This window comes from Caballeronia sp. S22 (genome assembly GCF_964261745.1).
Taxonomy (GTDB): Bacteria; Pseudomonadota; Gammaproteobacteria; order Burkholderiales; family Burkholderiaceae; genus Caballeronia; species Caballeronia jiangsuensis.
Genome location: NZ_OZ180035.1, coordinates 2,019,440 through 2,041,462 on the forward strand (window position 1 = coordinate 2,019,440; position 22,023 = coordinate 2,041,462).

The 22,023-nt window shown below is 64.7% G+C and carries 21 protein-coding genes; 9 read left to right on the top strand and 12 right to left on the bottom strand.

Annotation, left to right across the window (positions count from 1 at the left end; translation table 11 throughout):
• Positions 1-62: 62 nt before the first annotated feature.
• From wrbA to ACEN42_RS09535, 5 genes are all read left to right on the top strand, one after another.
• Complete coding sequence (wrbA, locus tag ACEN42_RS09515) at positions 63-683, top strand: NAD(P)H:quinone oxidoreductase (protein WP_238210369.1); 621 nt, start codon at positions 63-65, stop codon at positions 681-683.
• A gap of 8 nt (positions 684-691) precedes the next feature.
• Positions 692-1,090, top strand: coding sequence for a DUF2069 domain-containing protein (locus ACEN42_RS09520; protein WP_371881101.1), 399 nt, complete (start codon positions 692-694; stop codon positions 1,088-1,090).
• A 159-nt stretch (positions 1,091-1,249) separates the two neighbouring features.
• Complete coding sequence (locus tag ACEN42_RS09525) at positions 1,250-2,704, top strand: FAD-binding oxidoreductase (RefSeq protein WP_371879786.1); 1,455 nt, start codon at positions 1,250-1,252, stop codon at positions 2,702-2,704.
• Positions 2,701-3,504, top strand: a complete 804-nt coding sequence (locus ACEN42_RS09530) for a metallophosphoesterase (RefSeq protein WP_371879787.1) — start codon at positions 2,701-2,703, stop codon at positions 3,502-3,504. The genes ACEN42_RS09525 and ACEN42_RS09530 overlap by 4 nt, the downstream gene beginning before the upstream one ends.
• Positions 3,505-3,558: 54 nt before the next feature.
• On the top strand, positions 3,559-4,269 hold the full coding sequence (locus ACEN42_RS09535) for an SOS response-associated peptidase (protein WP_187604973.1): 711 nt from the start codon (positions 3,559-3,561) through the stop codon (positions 4,267-4,269).
• A 3-nt stretch (positions 4,270-4,272) separates the two neighbouring features.
• Here the strand turns inward: ACEN42_RS09535 and ACEN42_RS09540 are convergent, their stop codons facing one another.
• Positions 4,273-4,461, bottom strand: coding sequence for a hypothetical protein (locus ACEN42_RS09540; protein WP_371879788.1), 189 nt, complete (start codon positions 4,459-4,461; stop codon positions 4,273-4,275).
• Between the two features lie 118 nt (positions 4,462-4,579).
• The gene (locus ACEN42_RS09545; protein ID WP_187604975.1) at positions 4,580-5,518 is read right to left on the bottom strand and encodes a LysR family transcriptional regulator; all 939 of its coding nucleotides are present in this window, start codon (positions 5,516-5,518) and stop codon (positions 4,580-4,582) included.
• A 168-nt stretch (positions 5,519-5,686) separates the two neighbouring features.
• On the opposite strand from ACEN42_RS09545, the gene ACEN42_RS09550 reads away from it, so the two are divergent.
• Genes ACEN42_RS09550 through ACEN42_RS09565 form a run of 4 tightly spaced genes read left to right on the top strand, consistent with a single transcriptional unit; the run spans position 5,687 to position 10,472 of the window.
• Entirely contained in the window at positions 5,687-7,198 is a 1,512-nt protein-coding gene (locus ACEN42_RS09550; protein WP_371879789.1) for an efflux transporter outer membrane subunit, read from the top strand.
• A gap of 2 nt (positions 7,199-7,200) precedes the next feature.
• Entirely contained in the window at positions 7,201-9,378 is a 2,178-nt protein-coding gene (locus tag ACEN42_RS09555) for an FUSC family protein (RefSeq protein WP_371879790.1), read from the top strand.
• Complete coding sequence (locus ACEN42_RS09560; RefSeq protein WP_035503388.1) at positions 9,365-9,568, top strand: DUF1656 domain-containing protein; 204 nt, start codon at positions 9,365-9,367, stop codon at positions 9,566-9,568. The genes ACEN42_RS09555 and ACEN42_RS09560 overlap by 14 nt, the downstream gene beginning before the upstream one ends.
• A gap of 40 nt (positions 9,569-9,608) precedes the next feature.
• The gene (locus tag ACEN42_RS09565) at positions 9,609-10,472 is read left to right on the top strand and encodes an efflux RND transporter periplasmic adaptor subunit (RefSeq protein ID WP_371879791.1); all 864 of its coding nucleotides are present in this window, start codon (positions 9,609-9,611) and stop codon (positions 10,470-10,472) included.
• Between the two features lie 684 nt (positions 10,473-11,156).
• On the opposite strand, the gene ACEN42_RS09570 is transcribed toward ACEN42_RS09565, so the two are convergent.
• From ACEN42_RS09570 to ACEN42_RS09615, 10 genes are all read right to left on the bottom strand, one after another.
• Entirely contained in the window at positions 11,157-11,972 is an 816-nt protein-coding gene (locus tag ACEN42_RS09570; protein ID WP_371879792.1) for an ABC transporter substrate-binding protein, read from the bottom strand.
• Positions 11,973-12,104: 132 nt separating this feature from the next.
• Positions 12,105-13,121 carry a succinylglutamate desuccinylase gene (gene astE / locus ACEN42_RS09575; protein WP_371879793.1) on the bottom strand — a complete coding sequence of 339 codons (1,017 nt, stop codon included), beginning with the start codon at positions 13,119-13,121 and terminating at the stop codon, positions 12,105-12,107.
• Positions 13,105-14,454, bottom strand: a complete 1,350-nt coding sequence (astB, locus tag ACEN42_RS09580; RefSeq protein WP_371879794.1) for an N-succinylarginine dihydrolase — start codon at positions 14,452-14,454, stop codon at positions 13,105-13,107. Before astB ends, astE begins: the two co-directional genes overlap by 17 nt.
• Before the next feature lie 15 nt (positions 14,455-14,469).
• Entirely contained in the window at positions 14,470-15,942 is a 1,473-nt protein-coding gene (astD, locus tag ACEN42_RS09585; protein ID WP_371879795.1) for a succinylglutamate-semialdehyde dehydrogenase, read from the bottom strand.
• A gap of 12 nt (positions 15,943-15,954) precedes the next feature.
• On the bottom strand, positions 15,955-16,986 hold the full coding sequence (astA, locus tag ACEN42_RS09590; RefSeq protein WP_238210353.1) for an arginine N-succinyltransferase: 1,032 nt from the start codon (positions 16,984-16,986) through the stop codon (positions 15,955-15,957).
• Entirely contained in the window at positions 16,983-18,029 is a 1,047-nt protein-coding gene (gene aruF / locus ACEN42_RS09595) for an arginine/ornithine succinyltransferase subunit alpha (protein ID WP_371881102.1), read from the bottom strand. The genes astA and aruF overlap by 4 nt, the downstream gene beginning before the upstream one ends.
• A 16-nt stretch (positions 18,030-18,045) precedes the next feature.
• On the bottom strand, positions 18,046-19,272 hold the full coding sequence (locus tag ACEN42_RS09600; protein ID WP_371879796.1) for an aspartate aminotransferase family protein: 1,227 nt from the start codon (positions 19,270-19,272) through the stop codon (positions 18,046-18,048).
• 132 nt (positions 19,273-19,404) lie between these two features.
• Complete coding sequence (locus ACEN42_RS09605) at positions 19,405-20,382, bottom strand: GlxA family transcriptional regulator (protein ID WP_238288238.1); 978 nt, start codon at positions 20,380-20,382, stop codon at positions 19,405-19,407.
• A 46-nt stretch (positions 20,383-20,428) separates the two neighbouring features.
• A complete protein-coding gene (locus tag ACEN42_RS09610; RefSeq protein WP_238210350.1) occupies positions 20,429-21,256 on the bottom strand; it encodes an ABC transporter ATP-binding protein in 828 nt (275 codons plus the stop codon).
• Positions 21,257-21,274: 18 nt separating this feature from the next.
• Complete coding sequence (locus ACEN42_RS09615) at positions 21,275-22,009, bottom strand: ABC transporter permease (protein ID WP_035503375.1); 735 nt, start codon at positions 22,007-22,009, stop codon at positions 21,275-21,277.
• Between the last annotated feature and the right edge of the window lie 14 nt (positions 22,010-22,023).

Here is a 22,023-nt window from a genome sequence, read left to right on the forward strand (position 1 = left end):
ACGCCGCGTCTCGCCACGAAAATCACCCAATACCTATAATAGCCGTTCACTAAAAAAGCCTTATGAACGACATCCTCGTGCTCTACTACAGCCGCCACGGCGCGACCCGCGAGCTTGCGCTTGCGATCGCCCAGGGCGTCGACAGCGTGCCCGGCATGCAAGCGCGCGTGCGCACGGTGCCGCCGGTCTCCACCGTCTGCGAAGCCACTCACCCCGACATTCCCGCCGACGGCCCGCCGTACGCCGAGTTGCGCGATCTCGAAGAATGCGCGGGTCTCGCGCTTGGCTCGCCCACGCGCTTCGGCAACATGGCCGCGCCGCTCAAATACTTCCTCGACGGCACGACGCCGCAGTGGCTTTCCGGCGCACTGTCGGGCAAGCCCGCCAGCGTCTTCACGTCGACCGGCAGTCTGCACGGCGGCCAGGAAAGCACCCTGCTCTCGATGATGCTGCCGCTCCTGCATCACGGCATGATGATCGTCGGCATCCCATACACCGAGTCGCGGCTCACCACGACGCAAAGCGGCGGCACGCCTTACGGCGCGTCGCACCACGCGCGCGCGGGCGGCGACGAAAACCAGCGCCACGGCATTTCCGCCGACGAGAAGGCGCTCGCCATCGCGCTCGGGGCACGGCTCGCGCGCACCGCGCTCAATCTCGTGCGCGGCGCCCGTTCGGCATGAACCGGCCAATGAACGCGCCCGCCGCCATCAACGCGCGATCGAACGCCGCGTTCGCGCTGGCCGCGCTTGCGAGCCTCGCCGCGCTGATCGTGCTCACGCTCGTCTGGGAGCTCTGGCTGGCGCCGCTGCGGCCGGGCGCATGGGCGCTCGCGTTGAAGGCGCTGCCGCTGGCGTGCGCGCTGCCGGGCGTCGCTCGCAAGAACGTCTACACGCTGCAATGGGCGTCGATGCTCGTGCTTCTCTATCTGGCCGAAGGCGTCGTGCGCGGCATGACGGATGCGGGTCTTTCCGCTTCGCTCGCCTGGCTCGAAGCGCTACTCGCGCTCGCGTTTTTCGTCTGCGCGCTCGCGTATGTCGCGCCATTCAAACGTGCCGCCCGGCTGAACGCACGTTCGAAAAAAAGCTGAATCACCCGCTTTTTTGATGCATACGTCGTGCAGACGTGATGCTTTGTAGCACGAAACGCCGTCCGACGCGCAGGCCTATGCCATTCGGACGAGGATCGCGCGCCGCGTGCCTGCGCGATACTGTGCACTACGCTCCATCGAAATTTTGTTGATCTGCCCATGACCGCAACTGAAGCTTTCATCGCCGCCTGCGCCGACGTTCTCGGCGCGCCGCATGTCCTGACCGGCGCCCACGATACCGAGCCCTATCTCGTCGACTGGCGCAAGCGCTATCGCGGCGACGCATGCGCCGTGCTGCTGCCCGCGGATACGGCGCAGGTCGCGGCAGTCGTGCGGCTCGCACGCGAGCATCGCATCGCGATCGTGCCGCAGGGCGGCAACACCGGCCTCGTCGGCGGTGCGACGCCCGATACGAGCGGCGCGCAGGCGGTCATCAGCCTGAAGCGGCTCAATCGCATTCGCGGCGTCGATCCGCACAACAATACGATGACCGTCGAAGCGGGCGTCGTGCTCGCCGAGATCCAGGCGCGCGCCGCCAGTGCGCAGCGGCTGTTCCCGTTGAGTCTCGCCGCCGAAGGCAGTTGCACGATAGGCGGCAATCTATCGACGAACGCGGGCGGCACCGGCGTGCTGCGTTACGGCAACACGCGCGAGCTGTGCCTCGGACTCGAAGTGGTGACGCCGCAGGGCGAAATCTGGGACGGCCTGCGCGGGCTGCGCAAGGACAACACCGGCTACGATCTGCGCGATCTCTACATCGGCGCGGAAGGCACGCTCGGCATCATCACGGCTGCGGTCATGAAGCTGCATCCCGCGCCGGTCGCGAAGGTCACGGCGCTGGCCGGGCTCGCGTCGCCGCACGCCGCGCTCGATTTCCTCTCGCTCGCGCAGCATCATGCAGGCGCGCTGCTGACCGGCTTCGAGCTCATGTCCGATTTCTCGATGCGCCTCGTCGGCAAGCATTTCCCGCAATTGCGCTATCCGTTCGACGAGCCGCACGGGCAGACCGTCCTGCTCGAACTCTCCGACAGCGAAAGCGAGACGCACGCGCGCACGTTGTTCGAACGGCTGATGGAAGACGCGCTCGAAAAAGGCATCGCGGAAAACGCCGTCGTCGCGGAAAGTCTCGCGCAGTCGCAGGCGTTCTGGAGTTTGCGCGAGCATATTCCGCTTGCGCAGGCGGAGGAAGGTCTGAACATCAAGCATGACATCGCCGTGCCCATTTCGAGCATCGGCCGCTTCATCGACGAAACCGATGCGATCATCGCGGACACGGTGCCCGGCGTGCGCATGGTGACGTTCGGCCATCTCGGCGACGGCAATCTGCATTACAACGTGCAGGCGCCCGAAGGCGTCGATGCGAAGCGGTTCCTCGACGAATTCCAGACGCCGATCAACGCGCTCGTGTATGACCAGGTGCACAGGCATCGCGGCAGCATCAGCGCCGAACACGGTCTCGGTCAGTTGAAAGTGGATGAAGCGATGCACTACAAGTCGCCGGTCGAAGTGCGCCTCATGCAGACGATCAAGGCCGCGCTCGATCCGGACAATCTGATGAATCCCGGCAAGGTCGTGCGCTGGAGCGCGGCGCTCGCGAAGGAGAACATCGCATGAAGATTCGCGTGCTGTCGGACCTGCATCTCGAATGCGACGAGCCGCTGGCGATTCCCTACGCCGAGGCCGATCTCGTCGTGCTGGCGGGCGACATTCACAACCACGCCGAAGGTTTGCGCTGGGCTGCAGAAAATTTCGGTTCCGATGTCCCTATCATCTACGTGCCCGGCAATCACGAGTATTACGACGCCGAGTTCGGCGCAATGGAAGCGGCGATGCAGGACGCCGCGCGCAGCGTCGACAACGTGCACTATCTGAACAACGCGTCGCTGGTGGATCGGCGTGGCGCGTGGCGCGTGCTCGGCACGACGCTCTGGACGGACTTCGCGCTGTTCGGGTCCGGCGACGCGGACATCGAAAACGCCAAGGAGGCGTGCACGAAGGTCATGCTCGACTACAAAGGCCTGATCCAGCTCGCGTGGCCCGAGCCGGACGGCGAGCACCGCGAGTTCGCGCCCGACGACTCGCTCGCGTTGCACGAACAGGCGCGCGCGTGGCTCGAACGTGAACTCGCGAAACCGTTCACGGGACAGACCATCGTTGTCACGCATCACGCGCCGATGCGCGCAAGCCTCGCGCCGCGCTATGCGGAAGATCTCGTGTCGGCGGGCTTCGTCAATCATCTGCCGTCGCTCGCGCGTGCGCCGGTATCGCTGTGGATTCACGGCCATACGCATACATCGTTCGATTACGTCGTCGAGGGCACGCGGGTCGTGTGCAATCCGCGCGGCTATTTCAGCCGGCGCCGCCAGGAGTGGGAGAATCCCGAGTTCGCGTGGGACAAGGTCGTCGAGATATAGCGCGGCAACGAATCAGGAAGCACGGAACCGTGTTGGACTTTGCGGAGGAACGCCATGTGCGGCCGAATCAGCCAGTACCGACTACCGATGCATTACGCGCAGCGCCTGCATCTGAAAAATCCGTTCGTGCTCGTGGACGCCGCCGACAGGCGTCCCGGCTATAACCTCTCGCCCGGTACGCATCCGCTCGCCGTCTATCCCGACGAAACGATCCGCGCAGTTCATTGGGGCTACTGCCCGCCGTGGGCCATCCAGAAGAAGTTGCCGCAGACCATCAATGCGCGCGTCGAGACCGCGGCGACGAGCGCCTACTTCAAACACTTGTGGAAGAAGGCACGCATTCTCGTGCCCGCCGATGGCTGGTTCGAATGGCGTATCGAGCCGCGCCCGGCAGATCCGGCGGCGAAGCCCTTCAAGCAGCCGTATTTCATTCAGCGCGCGGACGGCGAGCCGATGTACCTCGCCGCGCTCACCAGCATCATGCGCGACGAAGATGCCGCGGCGCCCGGCGCGGGCTTCGTCATCGTGACGGCCGCGGCGGACGAAGGCCTGATCGATGTGCACGACCGCCGGCCGCTCGTGTTCTCGCCCGCCGTCGCGCGACGCTGGCTCGATCCCGCCGCGTCACTCGAGGATCTCGCGGCGCTCGTCAAAGCCGACGGCGTGCCGGCGTCGCACTTCGTGTGGCATCGCGTATCGAGCGATGTGAATCGTGCGACCAACGACGAACCGCGACTCATCGAGCCGCTCGAAACGCTGCTCTGAACTTCAGCGATCGTATGGGTCGCGCATGCGGCGTAGACGCGCATCGCGATCGTCGTCGATGCGCACCGGCACGAGACGCCGCTTCGCGTTGCGCTCCGATTGGCCACGCATGTCGTTGAAGAAATCGCGCGACGCCGGAACGGCGATCAGCACCAGAAGCGCTGCGAGTGCGAGCAGAAGTGGCGTACTCATGTGACCTATCCCGATTAAAAGTGCGATGGAACCAGTGCAGAAAGTACCAAGCTGCGGGCATATCGTGCGTAAGCAAGTGTTGCGGCGCGGCTTTTTTCGTAACTGAGCGCCCGTAACTTCAGGTGACGACGAATTCCTTCAACGATTCCGCGTCCGCCGCGAGCGTGTCGGGCAGCGCCTCGCGCAGAAACTCCACCCATGTGCGGATTTTCGCGTCGAGATACTGGCGCGACGGATAGAGCGCGTAGACATTCAGCTCCTGCATCGTGTACTGCGGCAACACGCGCACGAGCGTGCCCGCACGCAGACCGGGAAGCGCGGACGACGTCGGCAGCACGCCGATGCCCATACTCTCGCGGATCGCCACGACCATCGCCTCGGCGACGTTCACCGTGAACGTCGACGGGCCGAGGCTCACCGTCTCCTGTCCGTTCGGGCCGTCGAACACCCAGCGATCCGGCGGAAACACCGGCGTCATCAGATGCAGGCACGTATGGCGCACGAGATCGGAAAGCACGTGCGGCGCGCCGTACTGCTCGATATAGGCCGGCGAAGCGCACGCAATGCTGTACACCGAGCCGAGCCGCGCCGAAACGAGTCCGGAATCCGGCAGATCGGACGCGAGCACGACGGACACGTCATAGCCTTCGTCGAGCAGGTCCGGCACCCGTTGCGCGAGCGTCAGATCGACCTGCACCGATGGATGGCGCTGCTGATAGCGCGAGATCATCGGCACGATGTAGTGCTGGCCGAAGCTCGTCATCGAATGGACCTTGAGCTTGCCGGAAGGACGCGCGTGGGCGTCGCCGGCTTCGGCTTCGGCCTGATCGACATAGGCAAGAATCTGCTCGCAACGTTGCAGATAGCGCTCGCCCGCTTCGGTGAGCGCGATGCGCCGCGTCGTGCGATTCAGCAAGCGCGCGCGCAGATGCGCTTCGAGGTCCGATACGGCCCGCGAGGCGTAGGCCGTCGTCGTATTGAGATGCTGCGCGGCCGCGGTGAAGCTGCCCGCTTCGACGACCCGCACAAATACGCGCATGTTCTGGAGCGTGTCCATGGCGCTTTTCCGTCTTCAAGAACTGTTCGTGGATCGAATTGTTGCACGGCTCGTAACAACGATTATCACAAGTATCGTAAGAATGCTTTGCATCCTTACGGGTTATTCGACAATCCGCGCAAAAATATAATTACTCCCTTGAATCTAATTCGAATTTGGGAGTGAATCGTGCGAGGACGCGTGTCCAAAAGCGCTGCTTGTGCCGTCGTTCTTACAGCGATATTAACAATTGCCGGGTGCGCGAGCACGGGCAAGAACGCGCCGCAGGATTCGCTCAAGGACGCAGCGACGCTCGATGTCGGCAGCGCCATTCGCGCCGCCAATGCCGACGCCCAATGGCCCGAGGCGCAATGGTGGCGCGCCTATGAGGACCCGCAACTCGACGCCTGGATCTCGCGCGCGACCAACGGCAGTCCCACGCTCGCGATGGCGGCCGCACGTGTGCGCGAGGCGCAGCAGCAGGCGGGCGTCGCGCGCTCCGAGCTATTGCCGCACGTGGACGGCGCGATGAGCGTGTCGCGCAAGAACTGGCCCAATAACGATTTCTACGGCCCCGGTCCTTACGCCGATACGACCACCTGGGACAACACCGCCGCCCTCTCGCTGTCCTACAACCTCGATCTCTGGCATCGCGACGACAACAACGCCGAACGCGCGCTCGACGTCGCTCATGTGCGCGCCGCCGATGCGCGCGCCGCGCAGCTCGAACTCGAGACGAACGTCGTGCGCGCTTACATCGGCTTCTCGCAGTCGTTCGCGCTGCTGGATATCGCGCAGGACACGCTCGCGCAGCAGGAGCGCATCGCGGATTTCGCGCGGCGGCGTCTGAAAGGCGGCCTCGGCACGCAGCTCGAGGTGAGCCAGGCCGAAGCGCCGCTGCCCGAGTACGAGCGTCAGGTCGATGTCTACAAGGAAGAAATCCAGCTCGCGCGCAATCAACTGGCCGCGCTCGCTGGCGACGGTCCCGGCGCGGGCGAAGCGCTCACGCGTCCGGCGCTCTCGCTCGCGACGCCGCTGCCGCTGCCCTCCGCGCTGCCGGCGGAACTCGTCGGGCATCGGCCCGATATCGTCGCGGCGCGCTGGCTGGTCGCGGCAGAGGCGCGCGGCATCGATGTCGCGAAGGCCGGTTTCTATCCGAACATCAATCTCGCGGCTTCTCTGACGCAGGCGTTCGCGGGCGGCGCGCTGCTGAGCTTCCTCACGCGCGATGCGTCGGGCTACAGCTTCGGCCCGGCGATCTCGCTGCCGATCTTCGAAGGCGGACGCCTGCGCGCGCAGCTCGGCGCGGCATCGGCGCAATACGATCAGGCCGTCGATCACTACAACGCGACGCTCGTCGCGGCGCTCAAGGACATCGCCGATCAGGTCGTGCGCGTGCATTCGCTCGACACACAGCTCGAAGCGTGCGGCCGCTCCGTCGCCGCCGCGCGCAAGAACTACGATCTCGCGAACGCAGGCTACAAGCGCGGTCTCACCGACTACCTGAACGTGCTCATCGCGCAGACGCAGTTGCTCAAGGCGCAGGACGGACAGGCACGCGTGCGCGCGCAACGGCTCGCGTCCTACGCGACGCTCACGTCGGCGCTCGGCGGCGGCATCGACGATCCTTCGAACGGGCCCGAACAGACCGCGCTCGCGCCGTCGAAGCACATCGGACCGTTCAGCAAGGCGGGCAACTGAGCATGTCGACGCCCGCTACGCTCATCGAACGTCCGTCGCTCAGGCTGGCCCTGCTCGACTGGGCGCGCACCGACGGTCTCGCGTGGGTCTATATCTTCAAGGCCGTGCTCGCTGCGCTCCTGGCGCTGTGGATCGCGATGCGCCTCGACATGCAGCAGCCGCGCACCGCGATGACCACCGTGTTCGTCGTGATGCAGCCGCAGAGCGGCATGGTGCTCGCGAAGAGCTTCTATCGTTTCTGCGGGACGATGGTCGGCCTCGTCGTGATGATGGTCTTCATCAGCCTGTTTTCGCAGCAGCCGGTGCTGTTTCTGTCCGCGACGGCGCTGTGGGTCGGCATCTGCACGGCGGGAGCGGCGCGCAACCGCAACTTTCGCTCGTACGGCTTCGTGCTCGCGGGCTACACAGCCGCGCTGATCGGCATTCCGGCGGCGCAGCATCCGGAGGCCGCGTATCTGTCGGCGCTTACGCGCGTCGGCGAAGTGACGCTCGGCATCGTGTGTTCCGGCGCGGTGAGCGCGCTCATCTTTCCGCAGCATGCGGGCGAGCAGGTCAAGACGACGGTGCGCCGGCGCTTCACGCAGTTCGTCGATTACGTGTGCCGCGCGCTGTCGGGCAACATGGAACGCGCGCAGATCGAGCGGACGAACCTGGCGTTCGTGTCGGATATCGTCGGCTTCGAGGCTGCGCGCAGTGTCGCCGTGTTCGAGAATCCCGAGTCGCGTATGCGCGGCGGGCGGCTCGCGCGTCTGAACAGCGAATTCATGAGCGCGTCGACGCGCTTTCACGCGCTGCATCAGTTGATGAACCGGCTACGCGAGAACGCATCGGCGACGACCATCGCCGCGCTCGAACCGTTCTTTCGCGAAGTGCCGCCGCTCTTGTCGCTGTCGGGCGAGCCGGTGCGCAACGCCGCCGATGCCGCGCACGCCGCCGCGCAGTTGCGCGATTACAAGGCCGCGCTGCCGAAGCGCGTGCGCGCGGCGCGTGTCTCGCTCGAAACGAATCCGGACTTCGCGCAGCTCGAATTCGATACCGCCGCGGAACTGCTCTACCGCTTCGTCGACGACATGCTCGCGTATGCCGAAACGTATGCGTCGCTGACATCGCCGTCGCACGAACGCGAGCGCTGGATCGCGCGCTACGTGCCGAAGACCAACCTGCTCGCGGCGGCCATCTCGGGCCTGCGCGGCGCGGTGGTGATGTTCATTCTCTCCGCATTCTGGATCGAAACCGCTTGGCCGAGCGGCGGCACGATGGTGCTCAACGCCGCGGCCGTGTGCGCGCTGGCATCGTCCTCGCCGCGCCCGACGCTCATGTCGGCGCAAATGGCGATCGGCACGATGCTCGCGAGCGTGGTCGGCATGATCGTCGTGTTCGGCGTGTTTCCGCATATCGACGGCTTCGCGATGATGTGCGCCGCGCTCGCGCCCGCGCTGCTGCTCGGCGCGTATCTGAGCACGCGGCGCACGCTCGCGGGCGTGGGCATCGGCTATTGCATCTTCTTCTGCTTTCTTGCGGGGCCGGACAATCTGGTCCACTACGATCCGACCGGCTTCATGAACGATGCGCTCGCGCTCGTGCTGTCGATGATCGTCGCGGCGATCGCCTTCGCCGTGCTCCTGCCGACCGATGCGCCGTGGCTGCGTCATTTGCTGCTCGGCGACTTGCGGCGCGAAGTCGTGAACGCGCGCCGCGGACCGCTCGCCAGTCTCACGACGCACTTCGAGAGCCGCACGCGCGATCTGCTCTCGCAGATCAACGCGCTCGCCAACGGCCGCGCCGATTTGCAACGCGACGCGCTGCAATGGCTCTTCGCGGTGCTCGAATTCGGCAATGCGGTGATCGACTTGCGGCACGAAATGGCGGCGCTGCCGCGCGAGCCGATGTCATGCCGACGTCCGATCGACGCAACGCTCGATGCTGTCGCGCGCCTCTTCGATCGGCCACAGGCGAAGCGCTTCGACGCCGCGCTCGCCGCGACGGAACGTGCGATCGCCGATACGCAAGCGCTGCTCGCGTCGGCCGATCGGCCGCGTGAAGACAGACACCGGTTGCAGCGCATCGCGAGCCATCTGCATTTCATCCGCACTGCGCTGCTCGATCACGAATCTCCGTTCGCGCAGTTCGCGCCCGCCGAAAAACCCACGCCCGAAGGAGCGCCCCATGTTCCCGCGTAATGTCGCGATCCTCGAAGCCTATGTGCCGACGATCCTGCTGCTCTTCATCGCGGGCGCGATGATCACGTGGGTCGTGGATCGGGTGCTCTCGCTGACGGGGCTCTATCGTGTGGTCTGGCATCCGGCGCTCTTTCGGGCAAGTCTGCTCGTGTGCATCTGCGGCACGCTCGGGCTCGTCGCGTATCGATGAGCGGCGTCACTTTCATCCAAGCTGAACAAAGAGTTGCATCATGATTCTTCGGAAAATAATCGGACTCGTTTTGACGATCGCCATCTTCGCGGTCGCGCTCATCATCGGGCGCGTGCTGTGGGTGCATTACATGGACGAGCCGTGGACGCGCGATGGCCGCGTGCGCGCGGATGTCGTCAATGTCGCGCCGGATGTGTCGGGCGCGGTCGTGCAGTTGCCGGTTCGCGATAACCAGCTCGTGAAGAAAGGCGATCTGCTGATGGAAATCGATCCGTCGCACTATCAGATCGCGGTCGAGCAGGCGCAGGCGAGCGTCGCGGCGCGCGCGGCCGAACTGCGCATGCGCCGTGCGGATGCCGCGCGCCGCGCCGATATGGACAGCCAGGTCGTGTCGAAGGAAGCGCGCGAGAACGCGATGCAGACCGCATCGACCGCCGAAGCGCAGTTGCAGCAGGCGCAGGCCGTGCTCGACGCCGCGAAGCTCAACCTCGAGCGCACGAAGGTGTTTTCGCCGGTGGATGGCTATGTGACGAACCTGAACGTGTTCCGCGGCGATTATGCGACGGCGGGCGCGGCGAAGCTCGCGATCGTCGATAGCCATTCGTTCTGGGTGTACGGCTACTTCGAGGAAACGAAGCTGCCGCACGTGCGTATCGGCGACAAGGCGTCGATTCGCCTGATGAGCGGCGGCGAGCTGAAGGGGCATGTGGAGAGCATCTCGCGCGGGATTTATGACCGCGACAATCCGCAAAGCCGCGAACTGCTCGCCGACGTGAATCCGACGTTCAACTGGGTGCGGTTGGCGCAGCGCGTGCCGGTGCGCTTGCATATCGATGACGTGCCGGAGGGGGTGCTATTGAGCGCGGGGACGACTTGTACGGTGGTGATTGCGCCGTCGAGTTGAGCGAGGCGGCGGCCTTTTTGGGGGGCGGTGTACGCCGGATCCCGTATTCGTGTCGGTTTATTAGCACTGCCCCTGTGCGGGGCGGCAGTCACTTTCTTTGCTGCTGCAAAGAAAGTAACCAAAGAAACAGCTATCCCCAGCCTAAGCACTTCACACCGGCCGCGGCACAGGCGATTGACCTAATGGCCCGGCAGTAGCGAGTGCCCCCACAAGCAGATAAGGGCTTGGACCGCGCACGGTCCGACGAGCGAGTTGTTTGAACGCGCTGGTTCAGCACGAAATAGCGCCGGCACAGCGCTACGCGCTGCCGTTGGGTATGCGAAGGAAACCGACGAGAAAAGAGAAGCGCAGAAGCAGAAGCAGAAGCAGACCCGATTGACCCGTCGGCCGCGAAGCGGGCCGGAGCCATTTGGTGCTGAACCAATGACGCAAGCGATGCGACGCGACAGACCGTGCGCGAGCCAAGCCCGGTTGGGCCTTTGGGGGCGACACTTAGGCGAGTGCCACCGCGGGCTGGCAAGCATGGCCAAACTGCGTGTGACCGCGGGCTTAAACGAGCTGCTTTCTTTGCCTACTTTCTTTGCAGCAGCAAAGAAAGTAGGTGCCGCCCCGCACAGGGGCAACGCTAATAAACCGACGCGAAAACGGGATCCGGCAACAAACCCAACCTTCAACACCGCCGCCTTACTTCAACACCACCTTCACATCGAAGTACTTCTGGGCGAAGCGATCGATGGTCCCATCGTCCTTCAGTTCCTTCAACGCGCGATTGAGCGATTCCTTCAGCGCCTTGTCGTTCTTGCGCACGCCGAAGCCCACGCCGGAACCCAGCAGCTTGTCATCCGACACAGCCGGTCCCGCGAACGCGAAACCCGCGCCCTGCGGCTGCTTCAGAAAGCCCTTCGACGCCGCTTCGGCATCCTGGAACGCCGCATCCAGACGGCCCGACGCCAGGTCCGCGTAGATCTGGTCCTGCGCCTGATACGACTCGACATCGATGCCCGCCGGCGCCCACTTCGCCTTCGCGTAGGTCTCCTGGATGGAGCCTTGCAGCACGCCCACGCGCTTGCCCTTCAGACCATCGACGCTCGGCTGGATCGTGCTGCCCTTCTTCGCGATCAACTGATTGGGAATCGTATAGATAGGGTCCGTGAAGTCGATCGCGACCTTGCGCTTGTCGGTGATCGTCATGTCCGAATTGATGCCGTCGAACTTGCGCGCCTGCAATGCGGGAATGAGGCCGTCGAACGAATTCTCGACCCACACGCACTTCATCTTCAGTTTCGCGCACACCGCGTTGCCGATGTCGATATCGAAGCCCTTCAACTCGCCGCTCGGCGACTTCGATTCGAACGGCGCATAAGACGCTTCAACGCCGAAGCGCAGTTCCTTGATGTTACCGGCTGCTTGCGCATTGAACGCCGCGACGCCCGTGACGATAGTGGCGCCCAGCACTGCGAACGCGGCGAACTTGCGACCGACCAGATACGATTTCTTCAACTTCCATCTCCTTCCGTTGCGGTTCGATTCTGGTGTCATGATGCGGCTTCGCACATCCGATGAAGCATGCGGCACAAAATTCCCCATTCGCACCCGACACCGGGGCGCGATTGTAGCGCGTGCGAACCGGATTCAATCGAGAGAGGCGAGCGTCGATTCGGTCGTATCGACGACCATCAGGCCAGCGCGCAGCCCCGGCTTGACCTTCGCATTCGGAAACACGATGCGTTCTTCATCGTGCGACACGCGATAGCGATAGTCGCCGTCGTGCGCGAGTTCGGTGCCTGCGGAGAATGCGGTGAAGTTCGGCACATCGCTCGCCACATTCAGCACGAAGTGCTCGCTTTGCTTGTCGATCTGCGCAACGACCGTGAACACGCGCAACGGCGTCTGCTCCGTGGCTGCCTCGCCCGCGATCAGACGGCGCAAAGCCGCATCCGACGCCGCGAAGCGCGCGAGGTCGTTCTGCCCGAACGGCCGCACTTTGCCCAGTTCCAGCGTGCACGCGAGCGCGCCCGCTTTCTCGGCGGTGAAGTGCGTGAAGGTATTGCCCTTCTCGCGATGCAAAAGCACGGCTTGCAGACGCGCATCGCGCAGCCAGTCGAACATCGCGCGTGCGAGCGGCGCGCCCGTGTGCGGCAACAGCGCGAACTGCTCGAACACCGATGCGCGGATCGCCGTGTGCATATCGATGTGCCACTTCGAATGCTCAACGGCAGCGAAGAAGTTCAGCGCGGCGCGCTCCAGTTCGTCGGCGCGCGGTGCTTCGCGGCTCTTCTCGAAACGCGCATGACGGCCGCTGAACAGGCGGTTGAGATCGTCGTCGAGATACCGATCGCCCGCGCGCATCGCGCTGATGTTCCCGAGGACGACCAGCACACGCGCGGCGAGCGGCGCGCGGCCATGCGCGATATCCGCGACGAGCGGCGACAGCATCTCGATCGGCGCGGTTTCATCGCCATGAATGCCCGCCGATACGAGCACGCTGTGCGTCGCTTCCCGCGCAGGTTCGAGCAGCAGCACGCCTTCGCCCTGCCATGTCCAGCGCACGCCGGACGGCGTGGTTCCAGCGTTCGTCACGGGACGCCTGCCTTCGAGCGTGAAAGCGAGGAAATCGTCGAGCAGGGATGAATCAGCGCTGGAAGTCATAGACGGCACCGAGTCCGAGGATGGTCGTCAGTTCGTCGAGCGCCGCGCGCGATTCCGCGAGCAGCTTCGGATCGGCGAGATCGGCGGGCGCGAGTCGGTCGCGATAGTGTCTGTCGATCCACGCATCGAGCTGGGTGAAGAGCGCGTCGTTCATCCATACGCGCGCATTGACCGCGGCGCGCTCGGCTTCATCGAGCACGACACGCAGACGCAGACACGCCGGGCCGCCACCGTTCTTCATGCTCTCGCGCAAATCGAAAACGAGCACTTCGTCGATAGGCGTCTTGCGCGACGCGAGCGAATCGAGATAAGCCGCCACGCGCGCATTTTCGCGGCATTCCTGCGGCACGATCAGCAGTTGCCTGCCATCCGTACTCGACAGCAACTGGCTGTTGAAAAGATACGACGACACCGCGTCTTCCACGCTCACTTCGCTTTCCGGCACTTCGAGCGCGGTGAACGGCGTGCCGAGCGCGTCGAGCTTCGTGCGCAACTCGTCATAGACCTTGTGCTGATCGACGAACGCGCGCTCGTGGCAAAAGAGCGTCGTGCGATTGCCGACCGCGATCACGTCGTTATGGAACACGCCTGCATCGATCACGTCAGGCGATTGTTGCGCGAACACGGTTGCGTCATTGGACAGGCCATGCAGACGCGCGACCGCGCGGCTCGCTTCGAGCGTCTGACGCGCGGGATAGCGCTGCGGCTGCGGACCCTGACCGTACTCGCTCTTGCCATACACGAAAAACTCGACGCCCTTGTCGCCGTATTCACGAGCGAAGCGCGTATGGTTCGCCGCGCCTTCGTCGCCGAGCGCGGGCGTGCCGGGCAGCGCGTGATGAATGCGAAAGCGGGCTTCATCGGCGAAGATCGCGCCGAGCGAGCGGCGCGTTTCGCCATGCTCGATCGCGCGATGCAGCTTGGCCGCGAGATTGGCGGGCGTGAAATGCACGCGGCCGTCTTCCGTGTCCGCCGATGGGCTCACGGTCGCGGCGTTCGCGGTCCACATCGCCGATGCGGAGCTTGCCGCGGCGAGCAGTTCGGGCGCTTCGCGCGCGGCGCGCGCGATCACGCTGGCGTCGTCGCCGGAAAAGCCGACATCGCGCAACAGCCTGATCGACGGGCGTTCCAGCGGCGGCAACACGCCCTGCTGAAAACCGAGATCCGCGAGCCGCTTCATCTTGCGCAAGCCCTGCTTCGCCGCGGCCTTCGGATTCGCCACCGACTTCTCGTTGCTGCGCGACGCGACATTGCCGAACGAAAGTCCCGCGTAGTTGTGCGTCGGGCCGACCAATCCGTCGAAGTTCGCCTCGTATGCTTTCGATGCCTGCATGGTCATTTCCCGTACTTAAAACGTGAGTCCCGGCGATACGCTCGCGGGCATCTGCAATTGCGCGCTTTCCACCGACGCCATCGGATACGAGCAATAGTCCGCCGCGTAGTACGCGCTCGGCCGCTGATTGCCCGAGCGTCCGATGCCGCCGAACGGCGCCGCCGAAGATGCGCCGTTGGTCGGCCGGTTCCAGTTGACGATGCCCGCGCGGATCGCGCGCTGGAAGTGCTTCCATGCGGCTTCGTCGTCGGCGAGCAGGCCTGCGGAGAGGCCGAAGGCGGTGTCGTTCGCGCGCTCGATCGCTTCGTCGAAAGTCCTGTAGCGCGTGATCTGCACCATCGGGCCGAAGTGCTCTTCGTCGGGCACGTCGCGGGCGTTCGTCACGTCCAGAATCGCGGGCGACACGAAGCCGAGGTTCGCCGCGCGCTGCGTCATTTCGAGCACCGGCTTCGCACCTGCTTCGATCAGACGCGTCTGCGCATCGACGAGGCGCGCCGCCGCGCGCGCCGAAATCACGGCGCCCATGTACGGCTGCGGTTGATCGTCGAATTTCCCGATGGCGATGTTCGCGCTCACCTCGGTGAAGCGCTGCATGAAACGCTCGCCGAAGGCGTCGTCGGGAACGAAGAGACGGCGCGCGCACGTGCAACGCTGCCCCGCCGACAGAAACGCCGACTGGATCGTGTGATGCACGGCTGCATCGATATCTTCGACGTTCGCGACGACGAGCGGATTGTTGCCGCCCATCTCCAGCGCGAGCACGATCTCGGGACGGCCGCCGAACTGCTTGTGCAGCAGCGTGCCCGTGTCCGAACTGCCGGTGAAGAACAGCCCGTCGATCTGCCGGTGATTCGCGAGCGCGACGCCGGTATCCTTCTCGCCCTGCACGAGATTGAGCACGCCCGCGGGCAATCCGGCCTGAATCCATAGCGCGAGCGTCGCGGCCGCGACGCCGGGCGCGAGTTCCGACGGCTTGAACACGACGGCATTGCCCGCGATCAGCGCCGGCACGATATGCCCGTTCGGCAAGTGCCCCGGAAAGTTGTATGGCCCGAACACGGCGACGACACCATGCGGACGATGCCGCAATACCGCGACGCCATCGGCCATCGGCGCGCGCTTTTCGCCGGTGCGCTCGTGATATGCCTGCACGGAGATATCGACCTTTGCCGCCATCGATGCGACTTCCGTGCGCGCTTCCCACAGCGGCTTGCCGGTCTCGCGGCCGATCGCGCTCGCGAGCGCGTCCTTGTTTTCGTTCAGCAACGCGGCGAAGCGTTTGGCGATCGCGACGCGCTCGTCGAACGAAAGCGCGGACCACGAAGCGAACGCGCGCCGCGCCGACGACACCGCGCGATCCACGTCTTCCGCCGACGCGCTGCGGCCTTGCCATACGGTTTCATCGGAACCCGGATTACGCGATGCGAACGCCGCGCCCTTGCCTTCCTGCCAGGCGCCGCCGATATACAACTGGTTCGAAATATCCATGTTCTCTCTCATTCATTTTGCTCGCGGATAGGACGTCAGCACGCGCACGTCATCGGCTTCCTTCACGCGCAATGCGGCGGCTTCTTCCGCCGTCAGCAGGAACGCGCCGTTCTCGACCGCGCCCGTCGTCGCGCCGCAGCGGAAGTCTTCGAGCAGCGTGTTCGATACGAGGCTCTTCGCGTTGCTGTCCGTCTCCGTGCGATCGCCGATGCGCACGCGGGCAAGCACGCTCTCGCGCACCGTGCGCAAATCGGCCGTATGGCATTCGAGCACGGGGCCCGCATCGAAGATATCGACGTGATTCTCGTAACGCAGCCCTTCGGCTTCGAGCATCTTGCGCGCGGGCGTCGTGTCCTTGTGCGTGACGCCGACCGCGCGTTGCGCGGCATCGGGCAGCAAATCGAGATACACCGGATAGCGCGGCATCAGCTCGGCGACGAACGACTTCTTGCCATGCGAGCTCAGGTAATCCGCTTCGTTGAAATCGATCTGATAGAAGTGCGAGCCGACCGCGTTCCAGAACGGCGACTCGCCGTTCTCGTCGAAATGGCCGCGCAATTCCGCGCACAAACGCTGCGGAAAGCGATCCGTGAACTGCGCGATGAACATGAAGCGCGAACGCGACAGCAAACCGCCCACGCCGGCCGTCCGGTAACGCGGGCTCAGAAACAGCGAGCACACTTCCGCATAACCGGTCAGATCGTGCGAGATGTTGAGCAGCGACATGCGTGTCCAGACGCCCATGTCCTTGCTCGCATGCACGACCGTCGACACGCGATAGTTGTAGAACGGCTGCTCCAGCCCGACTTCCGTTTCGATGCCGCACACACCCGCGACGTCGCCCGTCGCGGTGTCTTCCATCACGAAGAAATAGCCCGCTTCGAAGGCTTGCGCATCGCCATCGAGCGTGCGGCGCGCACGTTCGACGCGTGCCGCGAGCGCATCGCGATCCGGCTTGAACGTGGTGAGTCCCGGACCCGTTTCCTGGGCGAGCGCGACGAGCGCATCGACATCGCCCGGCTGCGTGCAACGCACGACGATCATTGCAATTCTCCCGATGCCTGATGCAACGGCACGCAACGCACCGTGTCCTTGTCCTCCACGCCGAGCGCGGCGCGCGCGGCGGCGGTCAGTGCGGCGCCGTCGGCGCGCGTGCCCGCGAGACCGGCGGCGATGCAGCGGAACTCATGCGCCCCGCCCGCCGCGACGATATACGGCGCACCGCTTTCGGATGCGCCATCGCGCACCGTGCGCAGCTCGCTCGAACTCGCCGATGCGCTCTTGCCGACGGCGATCGTGAGCACCGGGCCCGCATCGAAGATATCGACGAAGCGATCCGGCTCGAAGCCCTCTTCGAGATGGATGTCGTAGGCGAGCAGCGTGCCTTCGTTCGGCTCGCCGAGCACGCGCTGCGCTTCGCCGGGCAGCAAAGGCACATAGAGCGGATAGCTCGGCATCACTTCCGCGATGAACGTGCGGCTGCGTCCGCCCGATTCCGACTCCACCTGCTCGAAGTCGCGACCGAAGAACTTGCGCCCGACCGCATCCCAGAACGGCGACGCGCCGGTATCGTCGGTGACGCCGAGCATCAGCGAAAAGACTTCGCCCGAGAAGCGCTTGCGGTTCGCGGCGATGTAGATCATGCGCGCGCGCGACAGCAGATGCGCCGCCGCTTCGTTCGCTTCGTCGCGCAGCGACGGATCGATGTAGAAACCCGTCAGGCGGCTCTTGCCCGTGAGTTCATGCGACATCGTGAGCGCGTGGATCTTGCGGTTCACCTTGAGCTCGCGCGACGCGTGGATCAGCGCGTCGTTGCGAAACGCGTAGAACGGCTCGGAATAGCCCGCAGACGCGACGATGCTCGACGTGCCGAGCAGCCTGCCCGTTTGCGAATCTTCGAGCACGAAGAGATAGAACTCCTCGCCGGGAAATTCGACTTCGGCGCGAAACGAGTCTTCCGACAGCGCGACGCGCGTTTCGAGCGCGCGCCTGTCGCGCGGCAGCGAGTGCAGCACGGGAAGCGCTGCGCGCGCCATCCGTTCGAGCTCGTCGAGATCGGAGAGTCTTGCGGGACGGACGAATAGCATCATCGGGTCCTGTGGGTCACTTGACGGCGGCGGCGCCGACGACCTGTTCGATCGCCTTGCCGATGCGCGCGAAACCTTCGTCGAGATCGGCCATCGGCATGATGAGCGACGGTGCGAAGCGCAGCACGTTCGGCCCGGCGATCAGCATGATGACGCCGTTCGCCGCCGCCGCATTGAGCACGTCCTTCGCGCGGTCCTTGTAGGCGTCGTTCAGTTCCGCGCCGATCAGAAGACCGCGCCCGCGAATCTCCTTGAACATGCCGAAGCGCTCGTTCAGACGCTCAAGATGCGCCTTGATCGCGCGGCTGCGCTCGTTCACGCCTTCGAGCAGCTTCGGATCGCTGATGAGTTCGACGACCTTCTCCGCGATCGACGCGCCCAGCGGATTGCCGCCATACGTCGTGCCGTGCACGCCGACCTTGAAATGCGCGGCGATCTCGTTCGTCGTCAGCATCACGCCGATCGGGAAGCCGTTGCCCAGCGCCTTCGCGCTCGTGAGGATGTCGGGCGTCACGCCGTATTGCATGTACGCGTAGAACGTGCCCGTGCGGCCGACGCCGGTCTGCACTTCATCGAAAATGAGCAGCGCGCCGTGCTTGTCACACGCTTCGCGCAAACCCTTCAGGAACGCGGGATCGGCGGGCAGCACGCCGCCTTCGCCCTGCACCGGTTCGACGATGACCGCGCACGTTTTCGGGCCGATGGCTTCGAGCGCCTTCGGCAGATCGTTGTACGGCAGATGACGGATGCCCTGCGGCTGCGGGCCGAAACCTTCGGCGTACTTCGGCTGGCCGCCGACGCTTACTGTGAAGAACGTGCGGCCATGGAACGACTGCGTGAACGAGATGATCTCGATCTTGTCGTCGCCGTGATTGTCGATTGCATAGCGGCGCGCGAGCTTCAGCGCCGCCTCGTTCGCTTCCGCGCCCGAGTTCGCGAAGAATGCGCGATCGGCGAACGTCAGATCGGTCAGGCGTTTCGCGAGGCGCAACACCGGCGCGTTGGTGTAGCCATTGCCGATGTGCCAGAGCTTTTCGCCCTGCTCGTGCAGCACTTTCAGCAATTCGGGATGGCCGTGGCCCAGCGCCGTCACCGCGATGCCGCCGGCGAAATCGACGTAATCGCGGCCTTCGGTGTCCCATACGCGCGAGCCGCGGCCCCGGTCGGGCACGAAACTGGCCGGCGCGAACACCGGAACCATTACTTCGTCGAATGTACCGCGATTCACATTGATGTCGGTCATGAGCCACTCCTCGTCAGGTTCGTGCATCGGTGTTGTGCACCGGTTCTTGGCAGTCAGGTTCGATATTAGGCAATCGCGCGCGTTCCGTCTTGCGCGTTCGCGACATGCTTCGATGGGCTTTTTCGCTGCTTTTCAGGCGGGTTCGGGCGGCTCGATCAGCGCGCCGCCACGCGGCTCGTCGATGGCGCCGCCGCGCTGCTTTTCGATCCAGTTGCGGCGCTCCTCGCGCGGCGTCACGCCGAAGCGGTCGCGATACGCATTGGAAAAGTGCGCCGCCGATGAAAACCCGCACGCGAGGCTGATCTGCACCACCGATTTGCTCGTGCGCTGCAACTGCGTGCGCGCTTTCGTCAGGCGCAGGTTGAGGTAATACTTCGACGGCATCGCGCCGAGATACTGGCGAAAGAGCCGCTCCAGTTGCCGTCGCGAAATGCCGACGAGATTCGCGATTTCATCGGTGGCGAGCGGATCTTCGATGTTCGCTTCCATCAGTTGCAATGCATCGTTCAGGCGCGGATGACGCTCGCCGGGCGCGGTGACGAACGGAATGCGCTGACGCTCGGTGCCCGCGCGCAAGGTGCCGATGCCGAGCGAATCCGCGATGCGCTCCGCGAGATCCGGGCCGTGATCGCGCGCGATCATCGCGAGCATGAAGTCGATGCTCGCCTGGCCGCCGGAACACGTGGCGCGATCGCGGTCGATTTCGAAAATCTGCTGGCTGACGATCGCGCGTTCGAACTGCTCGGTGAATTGCTGATACGTCTCCCAGTTCACCGCGACGCGATATTGCGCGAGCTGGCCGGCCATCGCGAGCCACCACACGCCGTGATGGATGCCGGTGACGAGCGGCGTGCGCGGCGCGACGCGCGCGAGGCTCGCGAGAAAGAGCCGGTAGTCGGCGAACTGCTGATAGCGCTCCGACACGACGATGAGCCAGTCGCAGCGCACCGCGTCGTTGAACGCGCAATCGGCCGGAAGTTGCGCGCCGCCCGAAAGCGGCACGGGCCGGCCGTCCCAGGAACAGATGCGCCATTCGTAGAGACGATGGCCGTCGATCTCGTTGGCGAGAGAAAGTGTGTCGATGATCGGGCCGATGCCGCTCATCGACATCGGCGGGAGCGCGACGATCGCAACCTGCAGCGGCGCGCCTGCCACGTTATTTCAGGCTGCCCGACAGGAACTGGCGCAGACGCTCGCTTTTCGGCGCGCTCAGCACTTCCGCGGGCGCGCCCTCTTCTTCCGTGCGCCCCTGATGCAGGAACATCACGTGATTCGACACGTTGCGCGCGAAGCCCATCTCGTGCGTGACGACGATCATCGTGCGGCCTTCCTCGGCGAGCTTCTGCATCACCTTCAGCACTTCGCCGACGAGTTCGGGATCGAGCGCGGACGTGGGTTCGTCGAAGAGCATGACGTCGGGGTGCATCGCGAGCGCGCGCGCAATCGCGACGCGCTGCTGCTGACCGCCCGACAAATGCGACGGATACTGCTTCTCGACGCGCGGCGGCAAGCCCACTTTTTCCAGATACGTGCGTGCGCGGTCTTCTGCTTCCTTCTTCGACACGCCGAGCACGTGCATCGGCGCTTCCATCACGTTCTCGATGGCCGTCATGTGCGACCAGAGATTGAAATGCTGGAACACCATCGCGAGCTTGGTGCGCACGCGCTGCAACTGCTTGTGATCCGCGACTTCGAGATTGCCCGCGCGGTCGGCCTTCGTGCGCACCGTTTCACCATCGACGATGATCTGCCCCGCGTTCGGCCGCTCCAGAAAGTTGATGCAGCGCAAAAACGTGCTCTTGCCCGAGCCGCTCGCGCCGATGATGCTGATCACATCGCCCGCGCGGGCGGCGAGCGAGACGCCCTTCAACACTTCGTTGTCGCCGTAGCGCTTGTGAATGTCCTCGGCGACGAGCTTGGTCGCGACGTCTTTGGCGGTTGGCTCCAACGCTTTCTCCTCGGGTGATGACAGGGACTGATGCATGGGTTCGAATTCTACCGCTCAGGCGCGCCGTGCCGGGCGCGCCGCGCCCGCCGGCCGCAGATACGCGAGCCAGTGCTGCTCCGCGCGCCGGAAAGCCGCGACGAGCGCGAACGAGATCGCCACGTACAGGAGCGCCGCGATGCCGAACGACTCGAACGATTGATAGGTGGCCGAATTCGCATCGCGCGCGACCTTGAGGATATCCGGCACGGTCGCGGTGAAGGCGACGGTCGTCGCGTGCAGCATCAGGATCACTTCGTTGCTGTACAAAGGCAAGGCGCGGCGCAGCGCCGACGGCAGGATCACGCGGCGATACATCGTGAACGTGCTCATGCCGTAGGCGCGCGCGGCTTCCACTTCGCCGTGGGGAATCGCGCGGATCGCGCCGGCGAAGATTTCGGTCGTGTAGGCGCAGGTGTTCAGTGCGAACGCGAGAATGGCGCAATTGAAGCCGCTGCGAAAGAACGCTTCGAGCAGGGATTGCGTGCGCACGAATTCCAGGCTGTACATGCCCGTGTAGAGCAGCAGCAGTTGCACATAGAGCGGCGTGCCGCGAAACACATACGTGTAAATGCGCACGGGCGTCGAGAGCCAGCGATTGCGCGACACGCGCGCGCAGGCGAGCGGCACCGCCGCGCAAAAGCCGAGCACGATCGAGGCCGCGAGCAGCCACAAGGTGACGACGAGGCCCGACGCGCGCATGCCGTCGGAGTACAAAAACGGACGCCAGTATTCGGCGAAGATCTGGATCATGGCTTGTCGCTCGC

Coding starts and splice junctions, on each gene's coding strand:
- ACEN42_RS09520 (WP_371881101.1), top strand. CDS start 692: ATGAACGCGCCCGCCGCCATCAACGCGCGATCGAACGCCGCGTTCGCG.
- ACEN42_RS09565 (WP_371879791.1), top strand. CDS start 9,609: ATGATTCTTCGGAAAATAATCGGACTCGTTTTGACGATCGCCATCTTC.
- astB (WP_371879794.1), bottom strand. CDS start 14,454: ATGCAGGCATCGAAAGCATACGAGGCGAACTTCGACGGATTGGTCGGC.
- ACEN42_RS09540 (WP_371879788.1), bottom strand. CDS start 4,461: ATGAGTACGCCACTTCTGCTCGCACTCGCAGCGCTTCTGGTGCTGATC.
- ACEN42_RS09535 (WP_187604973.1), top strand. CDS start 3,559: ATGTGCGGCCGAATCAGCCAGTACCGACTACCGATGCATTACGCGCAG.
- ACEN42_RS09530 (WP_371879787.1), top strand. CDS start 2,701: ATGAAGATTCGCGTGCTGTCGGACCTGCATCTCGAATGCGACGAGCCG.
- ACEN42_RS09610 (WP_238210350.1), bottom strand. CDS start 21,256: ATGCATCAGTCCCTGTCATCACCCGAGGAGAAAGCGTTGGAGCCAACC.
- aruF (WP_371881102.1), bottom strand. CDS start 18,029: ATGCTATTCGTCCGTCCCGCAAGACTCTCCGATCTCGACGAGCTCGAA.
- ACEN42_RS09555 (WP_371879790.1), top strand. CDS start 7,201: ATGTCGACGCCCGCTACGCTCATCGAACGTCCGTCGCTCAGGCTGGCC.
- ACEN42_RS09545 (WP_187604975.1), bottom strand. CDS start 5,518: ATGGACACGCTCCAGAACATGCGCGTATTTGTGCGGGTCGTCGAAGCG.
- astA (WP_238210353.1), bottom strand. CDS start 16,986: ATGATCGTCGTGCGTTGCACGCAGCCGGGCGATGTCGATGCGCTCGTC.
- ACEN42_RS09605 (WP_238288238.1), bottom strand. CDS start 20,382: ATGTCGATGAGCGGCATCGGCCCGATCATCGACACACTTTCTCTCGCC.
- ACEN42_RS09615 (WP_035503375.1), bottom strand. CDS start 22,009: ATGATCCAGATCTTCGCCGAATACTGGCGTCCGTTTTTGTACTCCGAC.
- astD (WP_371879795.1), bottom strand. CDS start 15,942: ATGGATATTTCGAACCAGTTGTATATCGGCGGCGCCTGGCAGGAAGGC.
- ACEN42_RS09560 (WP_035503388.1), top strand. CDS start 9,365: ATGTTCCCGCGTAATGTCGCGATCCTCGAAGCCTATGTGCCGACGATC.
- astE (WP_371879793.1), bottom strand. CDS start 13,121: ATGACTTCCAGCGCTGATTCATCCCTGCTCGACGATTTCCTCGCTTTC.
- wrbA (WP_238210369.1), top strand. CDS start 63: ATGAACGACATCCTCGTGCTCTACTACAGCCGCCACGGCGCGACCCGC.
- ACEN42_RS09525 (WP_371879786.1), top strand. CDS start 1,250: ATGACCGCAACTGAAGCTTTCATCGCCGCCTGCGCCGACGTTCTCGGC.
- ACEN42_RS09600 (WP_371879796.1), bottom strand. CDS start 19,272: ATGACCGACATCAATGTGAATCGCGGTACATTCGACGAAGTAATGGTT.